Below are 13,590 nucleotides of genomic sequence, written 5' to 3' on the forward strand. Positions count from 1 at the left end.
CTCGACCCCCCGGCGTTCACCCCCCTGGAGGCGCGATGATCCACAGCCTGACCCTCTCGGACGTCCTCGCCGAGCACGCCCGCAGCCGCCCGGAGACGACGGCGGTCGTGGACGGCGAGGTCCGGCTCACCTATCCCGCCCTGGACGAGCGCGTCTCGCGGCTGGCGGACGCCCTGGCGGCGCGCGGGGTCGCGCCGGGCGAGCGCGTGCTCTGGCTCGGGCAGAACTCCCACGCCGTGCTGGAGCTGCTGCTGGCCTGCTCGCGGCTCGGGGCGGTCTGCTGCCCGGCGAACTGGCGGCAGTCGGCCGACGAGCTGCGCTTCGTGGTCGAGGACCTGACGCCGCGCGTGGTGGTCTGGGAGCCGTCGGAGGCGACGACAGCCGTGCAGGAGGCGCTGGGCGCGTCCGACGCCGTGTGGGTGCGGGCGGGGCGGGCGTACGAGGAGATGGTGGCGGGCGGCTCGGTCCGCGACTTCCCGCAGGTCGCCGACACCGAGCCGGCGCTCGCCCTCTACACCGCCGCCTTCGACGGCCGGCCGAACGCGGCCCTGCTCAGCAGCGCCGCCCTGGTCGCGCACAGCGCGTCGCTGCTGGTGGTCCGGCAGATGGAGCCGGGGTTCACCTTCCTCAGCAGCGGGCCGCTGTTCCACGTGGGCACGATGATGTTCTGCCTGGCCACGCTGCAGATCGGCGGGACGAACGTGTTCACTCCCGCCTTCGACCCCGAGGAGGTCTGCCGGCTGATCGACGCCGAGCGGGTCACGCAGGCGTTCCTGTTCGGGCCGATGATCGACGCCGTGGTGGCGGTACGGCCGCAGGGCAAGTACGACCTGTCGTCGCTGCGGTTCGTCTCGCACTCGGTGGAGTGGGACGAGCTGATCACCGTGGACGACTCGCCGTGGTGCCGGTCCAGGATGGGCGGGTACGGCCAGACCGAGGTGGGCGGCATGCTCACGTTCCTGGGGCTGGCTCCGGGGGCGGCGGGGTTCGCGGGGCGGCCGTCGCCGTTCGTCCAGGTGCGGATCCTGGGGCCGGACGGCGGCGAGGTGCCGGACGGGGAGGTGGGCGAGATCTGCGCGCGCGGCAAATCCCTCTTTTCCGGATATTTCGCCCGGCCGGAGCTAAATGCAGCGAAGTTCGCCCATGGGTGGCATCACACGGGCGATCTCGGACGCCGCGAGCCCGACGGCACGATCACCTTCGTCGGCCCGCGCCTCCGCATGATCAAGTCGGGCGCCGAGAACGTCTACCCCGCCGAGGTCGAGCGGGCGCTCAAGGCGCACCCCGCGGTGGCGGACGCGGCCGTCATCGGCGTCCCGGACGAGCGCTGGCACCAGGCGGTGCGGGCTGTGGTGGTGCTCGCCCCGGACGCCACGGCGACGGCCGAAGAGCTGATCGGCCACGTCAAGGGCCTGCTGGCCGCGTACAAGAAGCCCCGTGACGTGGTGTTCGCGGACGCGATACCGAAGCGCGGCTTCACGCCCGACTACGACGCCCTCGACCAGGCCCACGGCGGCGGCAACTACCCGGGCGCCTGACGCCGGACGGGACGGCGGACGAGCGGCCGGCGGCGCCCTCAGACGTCGCTCCGGGCGCCGAGGTACCTGACCACGGCCGCCACGCGCCGGTGCACGTCGGGGGCGTTCTCCAGCCCCAGTTTGTGGAAGATCGTGTTGATGTTCTTCTCCACCGCGGACACGGACAGGTGGAGGGAACGGGCGATGCCCGCGTTGGACTTGCCGAGGGCCATCTCGCCGAGCACCTCACGCTCACGCGGCGTGAGGTCGCCCGGCGGTGTGCCGCCCCGTCGTACGCGCCGGTTGACCAGCCCGTCCACCACCTGCGGCTCCAGCACCGATCCACCGGCCAGCACGGCCTTGATCGCCGACAGCAGGTCGTCGAGGTTCCCGATCCGGTCCTTCAGCAGGTAGGCCAGCCCTTCGCTGCCATGGCGGAAGAGTTCGAAGGCGAACAGCGCGTCCCGGTACTGCGAGAGGATCACGACCCCGATCTCCGGATGCTCGGCCCGCACGCGGTGCGCGGCGTCGATGCCCTCGAACCCGGACCGGAAGGAAGGGCCGGGCATCCGGATGTCGCTGATGACCACGTCGGGCCGCAACCGCCGGGTCGCGTCGAGGAGCTCGCCGGCGTTGCCCACCGCCGCCACCACGCTGACCTCGCCGGAGGCCTCCAGCAACTGCCGGAGTCCTTCACGTACCAGGTAGTGATCGTCGGCGAGGACCGTCCGCACGCGCTCAGTCATCGATCGGCGTCCATGCGCTCACCCGTGTTCCCTCTCCGAAGGCGCTGACCACGTCGAAGCCGCCGCCGAGAGCGCTGAGGCGGTCCGCCAGCGCGCCCAGGCCGCGCAGCGCCGCCGTCCGGTGGTCGAACCCGACGCCGTCGTCCGACACCGTCACGACGAGGCGGCCCGCGTCGAGCGCCAGCCGGACCTCGACGCGGGTGGCGTCGGCGTGCTTGAGGACGTTGGCCAGCGACTCGCTGATCGTGAAGTAGGCTGCTCCCTCGACGTCGCCGGGCAGGCGCCGGCCGCGCAGGTCGTCGTCGACGGCGAGCCGCACGGTCAGGGGCAGCCGGGCACAGCGCTCCTCCACCGCCTCGGCCAGTCCGCCCTGGACCAGCGCCGTGGGGTAGATGCCGGCGGCCAGCTCACGAAGGTCCTCGAGGATGGCCCGTGCCTGCTCGCGCAGGTGCAGCAGGGTCTCCGGGCGGTGCGGCAGGGCGCGCGCCGTCTCCAGCCCCGCGATCAGGGCCACGATCTGCTGCTGGACGCCGTCGTGGATGTTGCGCTCGATCCGCTTGCGTTCGCCTTCCTGGGCGTGGACGAGGCGGGCGGCCAGCCGGGCGGCCCGCAGCGCGAGGCCGGCCTGGGCGGCCAGGGCCGGCAGGAGCGCGTCGTCCCGGTCGGCGAACCTGCCGTCGGTCTTGGGGCCGCACGACAACCGGCCGACCTCCGCGCCCTCCGACCTGATGGGCGCCGTCCGGGCCGGTTCACCGGCGACGGTCCCGGCGTCGGCGCGGGTGCCGTCGTCCAGCTCCACCAGGACCCACGTCGTGCCGAGCGCCGAGCGGGCCACGTGCGCGAGGTGCTGGAGCTGGCCGCCGGACTCCGTCAGGGAGTCCAGGACCGTGCCCGCCTGGGCCAGCACCTGGGCCGCCGAGGGCCGCGCCCCGAAGACCAGCCGGTCGGCGAGCGTCTCCAGCCGCGCACGGATCGGCTGGAACACGAGGGTGATCAGCACGGCCAGGGCGACGGCCACGGCGACGGGCAGCCGTTCGCCGGCCACGACGCCGAACACCGTCGCCACGGTGACGTAGAGCAGCGCGATCGCGGCCCACAGCGTCCCGTAGGCGAACGATCCCCGGACGACGACGCGGATGTCGAGGAGCCGATGGCGGACGAGAGCCACCCCGAGGGCGGCGGGGACGGCGCCGAGCAGCGACAGCACGGCCAGGCCGCTCCAGTACGCGTTCCCGTCCCCGGCCACCAGGATCGCGACGAAGCCGGCGGCGTTCAGCAGGACGCCCCCGGCCAGCCAGCGCAGGGGGAGCCGCTCGGCCGGCGGCGCGGAGCGCCGGCGGAACGCGAGCGAGCCGAGGGCGCAGGCGGCGATCACCGGAGTGGCGACCGTGCCGGCGACGGCCATGGCGCTCGCGGCCGAACCGGCCGCGCCGGGCAGCGCCAGGGGGTTGGCGGCGGGCACCCCGTGATCCACGGCTCCCGGCGCGAACAGCACCCCGAGCGCCCGCACCGCGATGCAGAGACCGCCGATCCAGGCAAGAGGCCGCCACCGGGGCGAAGGCAGCCGCCCGTCGGGGAAGAGCAGCGGGACGAAGATCCAGACGAGCCCGTAGTGCACACCGAACAACGCCGCGGCGACCAGGGCGAGGCCGGCTCCCGGCGCGGTCACCCCGAAGCGGAGGAGGTAGCCGGCCCCGAGCCCGCCCATGCCGAAGCACAGGGCGACGGCCAGCAGCAGCCGGCCGAAGCGGTTGTCCGGCCGGCGCGTGGCGATCAGCCACGCGAGCAGCGGAAGCGGCATCCCGGCGGCGATGAACAGCCCTTGGGACAGGGGTACGGGGACCCCGCTCTCCAGCACGCTCCCGGTGATCGAGCCGCCGGCCGCCGTCAGGGCGATCACGGTGGGCAGCGCCCTGGCCGGTCCGCCGGCGGATGTGCGGGCTTCGAGCGGAACGGGCCCGGCTCCTGCGCCGATGACGGTCAGCACCCCCTCGGGCCGGTGGACGTGACGGCCGGGCCACGGTATCGCAGCCGTGGACGGCGGCGGCACGGCCGGTCGCCGGGCGAGGGCCCATGGCCGGGCGCGCTGTTCCCCATCAGGCCGATGATGGCAGCGCCGAGCGCGTTCTTCCTGTGGCTGGCCTCAGTTCTTCTCCGGATCGCCGCCTTCGCGAGCGTGAGGCCGGCACCCTGGGCCCGCGCCCGCCTCCTGGTTACGTTCGGTCGCCGGAGGTGGACCTGGTGGTCAACATGCGAACCACGGCCTGGACGAGCGCGATCGCGGCCGGGCTGGCAGCCGTCGCGGCTGCAGTGATCATGCCGGTGAGCCCGAGCCCGAGCGGGCAGAGCACGGGCGACGCCGCCCTGGCGCGGGCCGTGAGGCAGGTGGCCTCGCCGTGGGCGGGCCACGCGGGCCTGTCGGTCGCGCTGATAGCGGACGGCGTGACCAGGACGGCGGGGATCGGCGCCGACCGGCTGCCCGAGGGACGGCCGGTCGGCTTGCGTACGTTGTTCGAGTTCGGCTCGGTCACCAAGGCCATGACCGCCATGCTCTTCGCCGACATGGTGGAGAAGGGCGAGGTCCGGCCGCAGACCACGCTCGCCTCGCTCCTCCCCGAACTGCGCGGCTCCGCGGTGGCGGCGACGTCCCTGGAGGAGCTGGCCCAACACCGGTCGGGCATCCCCGGCGTGGCGCCGTCGCTCGGCGTCCCGGCGCTGCTCGGCAGCCTGGTCGGCGGCAACCCCTACGGCGGGCAGAGCGCCACGGACGTCGTCGCCGACGCCGTCCGGGCCGTCCCGGCGGGCAAGGGCGAGATCTCCTACTCCAACCATGGCTTCGCGCTGCTGGGCCAGGCGCTCGCGGCCAGGGCCGGCACCACGTACGGGGCGCTGCTGCGCGACCGTCTCCTCGGCCCCCTCGGGATGCGCGACACGGTCCTGATCGGCGACGCCGCCGCCCTGCCGGCGGACCGGGCGCGCGGCTACCTCACCTCGGGGCAGGAGGCACGTCCCTGGTCCAGCGAGGGGTACGCGCCGGCCGGGGCGGGCGGCTGGACGACGGCCGAGGATCTGGCCCGCTTCGTCTCCGCGCTCCTGGAGGGCACCGCGCCGGGGATGTCGGCGACCACGCCGCGCCGGCAGATCGCCCCCGGCGACCAGATCGGCTACGGCTGGCGCGTCACCGACGGGATCACCTGGCACAACGGCGACACCGGCGGTTTCTCCAGCTACGTGGGGTTCGACGCGAAAGCCCGGCGCGGCGTCGTGGTCCTCGGGAACACGTCCGCGCCCGTCGACTCCATCGGTCTGGCCCTGCTCGGCGCGGACGCTCCGACGCCGGGGCAACAGCTCGTCTTCGAGCTGCCGGCGATCGCGCTCTCGGTCCTCGGCCTGCTGGCCGTGGCCAGGACGGTGGAGGTGGCGACGCGGCGCGGGCGGCGGCGCCTGCTGCCGCCGCCCGACCGGCTGAAGCTGCTGACCATGACCTGGCGCGCGATGGTGCTGCTGGCCCTCCTGCTGCCCCTGGGCGCGTGGAACGTCCTGTGGCCCGCGCTGTGGCCCGCCGCGGCGGCCCTGCTCGCGGCCGGTGTCACGGCGGGGCTCCTGCGCGCTCCCCGGCTGCCTCTGGCGAGGGAGCCCCGGCGGGGACGCTGGGTGACGTCGGCGGCGTCGCTGCTGCTCTGGAGCGTCGTCGCCGCGGCTCTCGCGGTGGCGTGGGCCGTTCGATGACCGTCCGCCGCGGACCGTTTGACGGCCCTTCGCCGCGGACCGTTCGACGGCGCTTCGCCCGGGGCCGTCAGAGGACGGCGAGCGGGTTGACGGGGCTGCCGGTGCCGCCCTCGATCCTGAGCGGCGCCGCGACGAACACGAACTCCGTCCGGTCGCGCGCGCTCAGCTCCTCCAGCCACAGCATCTCCACCAGGTGGACGCCGTGCCGGTGCAGCAGGATGAGGTGCAGGTCGTCCTCCAGGTCCTCCCCCGCGAGCTGGCGTCCGTCCAGGCCGCCGATCGCCGCGTTGTCCGAGGCGACCACGGCGACGTCCCGCGCGGCCAGCCACCGGCCGGCGTCCGCCGACAGGCCGGGCTGACCCGACCAGTACTCCTCGCGCGAGCGCCGCCACACCGCCGGCCAGCCGGTACGGACCACCGCCACGTCCCCCGGCCGCGGCTCGGGGCCGCACGCCGCCAGTTCCTCGGGCGTGATCCGGTGCCCGGCCGGCAGGTGGTCCAGGCCCAGCCGGCGCGGCACGTCGAACAGGACACCCCGCCCCACCACCCCGCCCACCTGCTCGATGCCGCACCGGGTGGCCCCGTAGGAGCGCACCCGGGCGGCCGGGTGGCCGTTGTAGAGCTCGTCGCCGGACCACATGTGGCACAGCGCGTCCATGTGGGTGGTCGTGCCGTGGTGGGACACGATCAGCGCGTCGTCGGCCACCCGCAGCCCCGCGCCGACCGGTCGCGCGCCCGCCGCGTAGTCGCCGCCGTCCACCGACATGAAGTGCTGCGGGAGCGGCCTGCCCTTCAGGTGCGGCACGGTGCCGGGCGCGGGCGAGGACGTGGAGCCCCTGATCGGCAGGGCGAGGCTGAGCACCTCGCCCGTGACGGCGGAGCCCAGCGCGTCCAGGACGGTCCCGGGGGTGAGGAGGTTGAGCGTGCCGCGCTGGTCGGCTGGGCCGAAGCGGCCCCAGTTGTTAGGCTCGGCAACCAAGTAAGCGCTTCCTTTCATGATGGGTCGGGAGGTCCTCATGTGGTGCGAACCCCGGTTCTCGCGGGTGCGGGAGGTGTTCGAGCGGCACCTGGCGGACGGGGAGGAGCTGGGCGCCGCGTTCGCGGTGTTCCTGGACGGCGAGCCGGTGGTGGACCTGTGGGGCGGCGTGGCCGACCGCCGCACCGGGCGCCCCTGGGCCGAGGACACGCCCGCCTTCGCGTACTCGTGCACGAAGGCCGTCACCGCGACCGTCCTGCTCCAGCTCGCCGAACGGGGGCTGGTGGACCTCTCCGCGCCGGTCGCGGACGTGTGGCCGGAGTTCGCCGCCGAGGGCAAGCAGGGCGTCACCGTCGAGCACCTGCTGACGCACGCGGCGGGGCTGCCGGTGGTGGAGGACCCGGTGCCCGTGGCGGAGTTCGGCGACCACGCGGCCATCGCGGCCCGCCTGGCCGGGCAGCGCCCGCTGTGGGAGCCCGGCTCGGCGCACGGCTACCACGCCCTGTCGTACGGGTTCCTGGTCGGCGAGGTGGTGCGGCGGGTGACGGGCAAGACGGTGGGCGAGCTGGTCGCGGCGGAGATCGCCGGGCCGCTCGGGCTGGACCTGTGGGTGGGCGCCCCCGACCCGGTGCTCGCCCGCGCCGCCCGCCTGACGGCCGCCGCCGGCACGCCCGAGGGACGGCAGGACGCGCCGGCCGGCGGTGAGGGCGGCGCGTTCGGCATGATGGCCAGGGCCGTGCGCGATCCGGACAGCCTCATGAACCGGGCCCTCGGCAACCCCTCCATGCAGCGGCTCAAGGGCGGCGCCAACCATCCCGTCGTCATGCGCGCCGGCTGGCCCGCCGCCGGGGTCGTCACCACGGCCCGCGCCCTGGCCGGGTTCTACCGGTCGCTGCTCGCGGGCGAGCTCCTGCGGCCCGGCACGCTCGGCGACGCCCTGCGCCCCCGGGTCTCCGGGCCCGACCGGGTCCTGTACGTGGACAGCTCCTTCGGTCTCGGCTACATGCGCCCGGCGATGACGTTCTTCGTCCCATCGGCCACCGCGTTCGGCCACACGGGGCTCGGCGGCTTCCTCGGTCTCGGCGACCCCGAGCACGGCCTGGCCGTCGGCTACGTCATGAACCGCATGGCCGGCGCTGTCTCCGGCAGCCTGCGCGCGTACCGGCTCACCGAGGCCGTCTACCGGTCCCTCTGACCGGGCGGTCACTGCATCGTGACCCCGCCGCTCACCGACAGGGTCTGGCCGGTGATGTAGGCGGCGCGGTCGGTGCACAGGTAGGCGACGAGGCCGGCCACGTCGGCGGGCGTGCCGAGGCGGCGCAGCGGGATGCCCCGGGAGATCTTCTCAACCAGCCCCGGCTCGGCGGCGGACACGCGGCGCAGCATCGGGGTGTCCGTGGGGCCGGGGCAGACCACGTTGGAGGTGACGTTCGCCCGGGCCGCCTCCCTGGCGAGGGTCTTGGCCAGCCCGAACAGTCCCGCCTTCGTGGCCGCGTACGCGCCCTCGCCGCCCGAGCCCGCCCGCGCCCCGTCGGAGGAGACGAACACCAGCCGGCCCCAGCCCCGCGCCGTCATCCCGGGCAGGAGGAGCTTGGTCATGAGCATGGGGCCGCGCAGGTTCACCAGCCACATGAGGTCCCAGCCCGCCGGGTCGCTCTCGGCGAACGGCTCGACGATCGACAGGCCGGCGTTGTGGACGACGATGTCCGGCTCCAGGCCCCGTTCGCCGAGCTCGCGGCAGAACCGCTCCACCGACTCGGGCGCGGAGAGGTCCACGGCCAGCGGTACGGCGCCGGTCAGCCCGGCGGCGACCGCGTCGGCGCCGTCCGCGTCCACGTCGGCGACGACCACGCGGGCGCCCAGGGCGGTCAGGTCGGCGGCTATGGCGGAGCCGATGGCGCCCGCCGCGCCGGTCACCACGGCGCTCCGCCCGTCGAGCCGCAGCCCCTCCATCGTCACCGCGTCCCCTCCCTTTCGCCCGCCTTCCAGCGCTCCACCAGCCGGGACGTCGTCACCCGGGTCGCGAGGAGGCTGACCGTGTGCTTGAGCACGGCCCGCGCGTACTCCTCCGGGATCCCGGCGACCGCGTCGGTGACCACCGTGACCCGGTAGCCGAGGTTCACCGCCTCCAGCGCCAGCCCCGGGATGCCCAGGTTCAGCGACACGCCGACGGCGACCACCGACGAGACCCCCAGCGAGCGCAGCGTCATGTCCAGGGACGTGCCGGTGAACGGGGAGAAGCCGTGGTACCGCCGGCTCTCCAGGTCTCCGGGGCCGCGCAGCTCGGGCAGCACCTCGACGGCCGGCGTGCCCTCCAGCATGTGGGCGGGGTCGTCGAGCAGCGACACGATGAACGGGCAGTTGCGGGTGTGGGAGCCCGCCCGGTCGGCGCGGAAGGCGGCGGTGCAGTGGACGACGGGGATCCCGGCGGCCCGGGCGGCGTCGAGGACCGTCGCGGCGTTGGGCACGACGTCCCGGACCCGGCATGCCGTCACGAGGTCCGGAAATTTCGTGCGATCGCCGATGACGCCCCTCTGCATCTCCATGACGAGCACCGCTTCGCGGTCCACCTGGCCTCCATCTAGCCGAGCGCTTGCTTGGGAGCAGGTCAAGCGTACACGAGCCATCCCCGCCGCCCCGAGTGACACCAGCGCAACCTTGGGCGAAATATCGCCAGTCGTGACAACCCGCACCCCGGATGAGACCGTCGAACCCGTAAGACCGCAGCAGCCGGAAAGGCCCGGAGCCGCCCGAAAAGGCGGCAGCACGCCACGGCGGCGGGCCGGACGGCTCACGTGATGGGGGTTGAACGTGGTCCCTGGGTACCGGGAAGTGCGCCAGCTCGGCGCCGGTCACACCGGTCGCGTGTTCCTCGCCACCTACGAGACCACCGGCGCCTACGTGGCGATCAAGTACCTGAACGCCACCCTGCGCAGGGACGCCGAGTTCATGGAGCGCTTCCGGACCGACGCCGCGTCCCTCGTCGAGATCGACGACCCGCACGTGGTCAGGCTGCACGAGTACGTCGAGACGCCCGGCCGGGCGGCCGTGGTGATGGAGCTGGTCGACGGCGTCCCGCTGCGCGCCCTGCTGGCCGAGCACGGCCACGCGAGCCCGGAGGCGGCGCTGGTCGTGCTCAAGGGCACGCTGCTGGCCCTCGCGGCGGCGCACGAGCGCGGGGTGGCGCACCGGGACGTCAAACCCGAGAACGTCCTCGTGCAGGCCGACGGCACGGCCAAGCTGGGCGACTTCGGCGTCGTGGTCCACGCCGAGGAGCCGGGCGTGCCCGCCGGGAGCCCGCCGTACATGGCGCCGGAGCTGTGGACGCGCGGCGCCGCCGGGCCGCCCGCCGACCTGTACGCGGCGGCGTGCCTGCTGTTCGAGACCGTGAAGGGACGGCCGCCGTTCCGGGGCGGCGGCGTCGCCGAGCTGCGCGGACTGCACCTGAGTGAGCCGGTGCCGCTGGAGGTGGTGCCCGACACGCTGCGCGACCTGCTGCGGCGCGGCCTGGCCAAGGACCCGGCGGACAGGTACGCGTCGGCGCGGCGGTTCGCGGCCGAACTGGAGGAGGACGCGGTCGCGGGCTACGGCGCGGACTGGGAGCAGCGGGGCCGTCGCCATCTGGCGGAGCTGGCCACGCTGCTCGCGCTCCGCTTCCCGCTGGCCCCTTCCGGCGCCACGGCGGGGTCCCGTAGGGGCCGGCCGCTGCGCGACCGGCTGCGGAGGGTGCCGACGCTGCCGCCCCACCTGTGGATCGCCGGTGCGGCCGTGACCGTCATGGCCATCGCGATCGCGGCGTCGGGCGACCGGCCGGGCCGCGACCCGGGCACTGTGCTGATGCCGCAGGACCCGGGAAACTCCACGGCCGGCGACCCCGCGGACCCACGGCGCTCCACGACCGGCGACCCCGCGGACCCGGCACGCGGGCGCGCGACCGCCACGCCGCGCCCGTCCGTGCCCGCCTCGTCGCGCCCGGCCACCTCGGGTCCCGTCGCGCCCGTCCCGGCCTCGTCGCGGCCCGTCCCCTCGGGGCAGGTCTCCTCGGGGCCGCCCGCGCCCACCTCGTCGTCCGCCGTGACCGCGCCGACGGGCCGCCAGGGCGGGGGCGCGCCGGTGGTCCGCTCCGCCGGCATCGTGCGGTGGAGCGGGTCGGCCGGGTCGGTACGGGTCTCCGCCGACGGCACGGGACCGGTACGGCTGCGCATCGCGTACACGCGGCGCGACGGCGACGGGCCGGCCCGTACGGTCGCCCGGGAGACGCGCACGCTGACCGGCGGCACCGTGTACACCAGCGGGGTGCTGCGCGACCTCGGCGACGTGCCGTGCGGCACGCGGGCGCACTTCGGCCTCCTGGTGGCGACCGAGCCCGCGGCCGACAACGGGCCGCAGATCAGCGAGGTCGAGGTGGACGGCGGCCCCTGCCCGTCGCCGACGCCCACCCCGCCCGGCACGGCCACGGCGACCGGAGCGCCCACGCCGACCGCCGGCCGGGCGGCCGCGCCGCCGAGCCCGCCCACCGGCGTCCCGACGGAGCCCGCCAGCGTCCCGACGGAGCCCGCCGGCCTCACCACCGGAGACCCGGACCACCCCACCGACCCGCCCGGCCTCCGCACCGACGCCCCGGGCGAGCGCGTCGAGCCCGGCAATCCCGCCAACCCCATCGACCCCGGCGACCCCGGCGAGCCGGCCGACTTACCCGAGCCGATCGACCTCCTCATCGGTGACCTCACCCACACCGGGGACTCCTCTCCGGCGGTCCCACGGTCCTGACACCCGCGCCGACGCGCGAGCCGGCGCACGAAGCGGCGCACGACCCCGGCGCACGAAGCGGCGCACGAAGCGGCGCACAAGCCGGCGCACGAAGCGGCACACGACCCCCGCGCACGAGCCGGCGCGCGAGGCGGCGCATGAGGCGGCGTGCGAGCCGCCCCGCCGCGCCCGCCCAGATCGGGTCGGGTCGGGTCGGCGGGTGAGGTCGCTGACGTGCGGCGCGGTGGACGGCGGGACCGCTCAAGGGTTGGGTCCCCGGAGCCGGAGGGAGACCCGGCTCCGGCGGCGGTCCGCTCCCCCGAGCCGACCGCCTACGACGGCAGGTGGACGCCGTCGACCGTGCGGGGGACGCCCAGCGGGTTGTCCTCGCGCAGCTCCGGGGGAAGCAGGGCGTCCGGGGTGTTCTGGAAGCACACCGGCCGCAGCCAGCGCTCGATCGCGGTGCTGCCCACGGAGGTGGAGCCGCTGGTGGAGGCCGGGTAGGGGCCGCCGTGCTGCATGGCGGGGGCGACGGTCACGCCGGTGGGCCAGCCGTCCACGACGACGCGTCCGGCCAGCCCGCTCAACCTGGCCACCAGGCGCGCCGCGTCCCCGTCCCCGCCCTCGTCGGCGGCGAGGTGCGCGGTCGCCGTGAGGTTGCCGGGCAGCGCGTCCAGCACCGCGTCACGCTCCTCGGCCGAGCCGTAGCGGGCCAGGACGGTGACCGGCCCGAAGCACTCCTCCAGCAGCTCCTGGTGCTCCCCGCCGCCGGCGAGCCGCGCCGCCGCCACGGTGAGCATGCCGGGCCGCACCGCGAGCGGGGCCTCTCCGTCGGCGTCCGCCTCGCCGGCCGCCAGGACCTCCTGTACGCCGGGCAGCGCGGCCCGCTCGCGGACCCCGGCCAGGAACGCCGCCCGCATGCGCGGGTCGAGCAGCGGCCCCGAGGGCACCGCCGCCGACACGGCGGCCTCGACGACGGCGTCGCCCGCCGGACCCTCGGGGAGGAGCACCAGGCCGGGCTTGACGCAGAACTGGCCGAGCCCCTGGGTGTAGGAGGCGGCCAGGCCCGCCCCGATCTCCGCGGCCCGCGTCTCGGCCGCGCGCTCGGTCACCACCACCGGGTTGAGGCTGCCCAGCTCGCCGTGGAACGGGATCGGCCGGGGCCGCGAGCAGGCGATGTCGTACAGGGCCCGGCCGCCGCGCACCGACCCGGTGAAGCCGACCGCCGCGGTCAGCGGGTGGCGTACCAGCTCGGGACCCGCGTCGAAGCCGTGGACCAGGCCCACCACGTCCTCCGGCAGCCCGGCCTTGACCGCCGCCGCGCGCAGGATCCGCGCGCACAGGACGCTGGTGGCCGGGTGGTCCGGGTGCGCCTTGACCACGACGGGGCAGCCCGCGGCCAGCGCGCTCGCGGTGTCGCCGCCGGGCACGCTGAAGGCCAGCGGGAAGTTGCTCGCGGAGAAGACGGCGACCACGCCCAGGGGCACCTTGTAGCGCCGCAGGTCGGGCCGGGGGGCGGGCCTGGCGTCCGGGTCGGCGTGGTCGATGATCACGTCGAGGTGGGCGCCGGACTCGGCCACGTCCGCGAAGGCGCGCAGCTGGTAGCAGGTGCGCGCGAGCTCGCCGGTCAGGCGCGGCCGGCCGAGCGCGGACTCCGCGTCGGCGGTCGCGACGATCTCCTCGGCGGCGTCCTCCAGGAGCGCGGCGGCGGCGCGGAGCAGGTCGGCGCGCGCGGCGCGGTCCGCGAGGGCCTGCGTCGCGGCGGCCGCCGCGCGCACCGCGCGGTCCACGTCCTGGGGCGTCGACTCCGTCGCGACGCGCTCGCGGGGCTCCCCGGTACGCGGGTCCACGCTCAGCACGGCGTTGGCCATCT

10 protein-coding genes are annotated in these 13,590 nt (G+C 75.6%); 4 read left to right on the forward strand and 6 right to left on the reverse strand.

What is annotated here, in order from left to right:
* Positions 1 to 35 precede the first annotated feature (35 nt).
* On the forward strand, positions 36 to 1,538 hold the full coding sequence (locus HT134_RS10545) for an AMP-binding protein (RefSeq protein WP_175599933.1): 1,503 nt from the start codon (positions 36 to 38) through the stop codon (positions 1,536 to 1,538).
* A gap of 38 nt (positions 1,539 to 1,576) precedes the next feature.
* Here HT134_RS10545 and HT134_RS10550 read toward each other — a convergent pair whose 3' ends face one another.
* Positions 1,577 to 2,263, reverse strand: coding sequence for a response regulator transcription factor (locus HT134_RS10550; RefSeq protein WP_175599934.1), 687 nt, complete (start codon positions 2,261 to 2,263; stop codon positions 1,577 to 1,579).
* Positions 2,256 to 4,250, reverse strand: a complete 1,995-nt coding sequence (locus HT134_RS10555) for a sensor histidine kinase (protein ID WP_175599935.1) — start codon at positions 4,248 to 4,250, stop codon at positions 2,256 to 2,258. The genes HT134_RS10550 and HT134_RS10555 overlap by 8 nt, the downstream gene beginning before the upstream one ends.
* Positions 4,251 to 4,513: 263 nt before the next feature.
* Here HT134_RS10555 and HT134_RS10560 point away from each other — a divergent pair, with 263 nt between their 5' ends.
* Positions 4,514 to 5,992, forward strand: a complete 1,479-nt coding sequence (locus tag HT134_RS10560) for a serine hydrolase domain-containing protein (RefSeq protein ID WP_246364352.1) — start codon at positions 4,514 to 4,516, stop codon at positions 5,990 to 5,992.
* 67 nt (positions 5,993 to 6,059) lie between these two features.
* Here the strand turns inward: HT134_RS10560 and HT134_RS10565 are convergent, their stop codons facing one another.
* Positions 6,060 to 6,971, reverse strand: coding sequence for a cyclase family protein (locus tag HT134_RS10565; protein ID WP_175599937.1), 912 nt, complete (start codon positions 6,969 to 6,971; stop codon positions 6,060 to 6,062).
* Between the two features lie 37 nt (positions 6,972 to 7,008).
* Here HT134_RS10565 and HT134_RS10570 point away from each other — a divergent pair, with 37 nt between their 5' ends.
* Positions 7,009 to 8,163 carry a serine hydrolase domain-containing protein gene (locus HT134_RS10570; RefSeq protein WP_175599938.1) on the forward strand — a complete coding sequence of 385 codons (1,155 nt, stop codon included), beginning with the start codon at positions 7,009 to 7,011 and terminating at the stop codon, positions 8,161 to 8,163.
* An 8-nt stretch (positions 8,164 to 8,171) separates the two neighbouring features.
* Here the strand turns inward: HT134_RS10570 and HT134_RS10575 are convergent, their stop codons facing one another.
* Both HT134_RS10575 and HT134_RS10580 read right to left on the reverse strand, forming a co-directional pair.
* The gene (locus tag HT134_RS10575; protein ID WP_175600279.1) at positions 8,172 to 8,921 is read right to left on the reverse strand and encodes an SDR family NAD(P)-dependent oxidoreductase; all 750 of its coding nucleotides are present in this window, start codon (positions 8,919 to 8,921) and stop codon (positions 8,172 to 8,174) included.
* A 2-nt stretch (positions 8,922 to 8,923) separates the two neighbouring features.
* Positions 8,924 to 9,538, reverse strand: coding sequence for a cysteine hydrolase family protein (locus tag HT134_RS10580; protein WP_312888061.1), 615 nt, complete (start codon positions 9,536 to 9,538; stop codon positions 8,924 to 8,926).
* A gap of 241 nt (positions 9,539 to 9,779) precedes the next feature.
* Here HT134_RS10580 and HT134_RS46850 point away from each other — a divergent pair, with 241 nt between their 5' ends.
* Entirely contained in the window at positions 9,780 to 11,738 is a 1,959-nt protein-coding gene (locus tag HT134_RS46850; RefSeq protein ID WP_175599939.1) for a serine/threonine-protein kinase, read from the forward strand.
* Positions 11,739 to 12,049: 311 nt separating this feature from the next.
* Here the strand turns inward: HT134_RS46850 and HT134_RS10590 are convergent, their stop codons facing one another.
* Positions 12,050 to 13,588, reverse strand: coding sequence for an aldehyde dehydrogenase (NADP(+)) (locus HT134_RS10590; protein WP_175599940.1), 1,539 nt, complete (start codon positions 13,586 to 13,588; stop codon positions 12,050 to 12,052).
* Between the last annotated feature and the right edge of the window lie 2 nt (positions 13,589 to 13,590).

It is taken from the genome of Nonomuraea rhodomycinica (assembly GCF_013363995.1).
GTDB lineage: Bacteria > Actinomycetota > Actinomycetes > Streptosporangiales > Streptosporangiaceae > Nonomuraea > Nonomuraea rhodomycinica.

Bases quoted from the DNA above. Each gene is read 5' to 3' on its own strand.
- HT134_RS10545 (WP_175599933.1), top strand. From the start codon at position 36: ATGATCCACAGCCTGACCCTCTCGGACGTCCTCGCCGAGCACGCCCGC.
- HT134_RS10550 (WP_175599934.1), bottom strand. From the start codon at position 2,263: ATGACTGAGCGCGTGCGGACGGTCCTCGCCGACGATCACTACCTGGTA.
- HT134_RS10560 (WP_246364352.1), top strand. From the start codon at position 4,514: ATGCGAACCACGGCCTGGACGAGCGCGATCGCGGCCGGGCTGGCAGCC.
- HT134_RS10570 (WP_175599938.1), top strand. From the start codon at position 7,009: ATGTGGTGCGAACCCCGGTTCTCGCGGGTGCGGGAGGTGTTCGAGCGG.
- HT134_RS10575 (WP_175600279.1), bottom strand. From the start codon at position 8,921: ATGGAGGGGCTGCGGCTCGACGGGCGGAGCGCCGTGGTGACCGGCGCG.
- HT134_RS10590 (WP_175599940.1), bottom strand. From the start codon at position 13,588: ATGGCCAACGCCGTGCTGAGCGTGGACCCGCGTACCGGGGAGCCCCGC.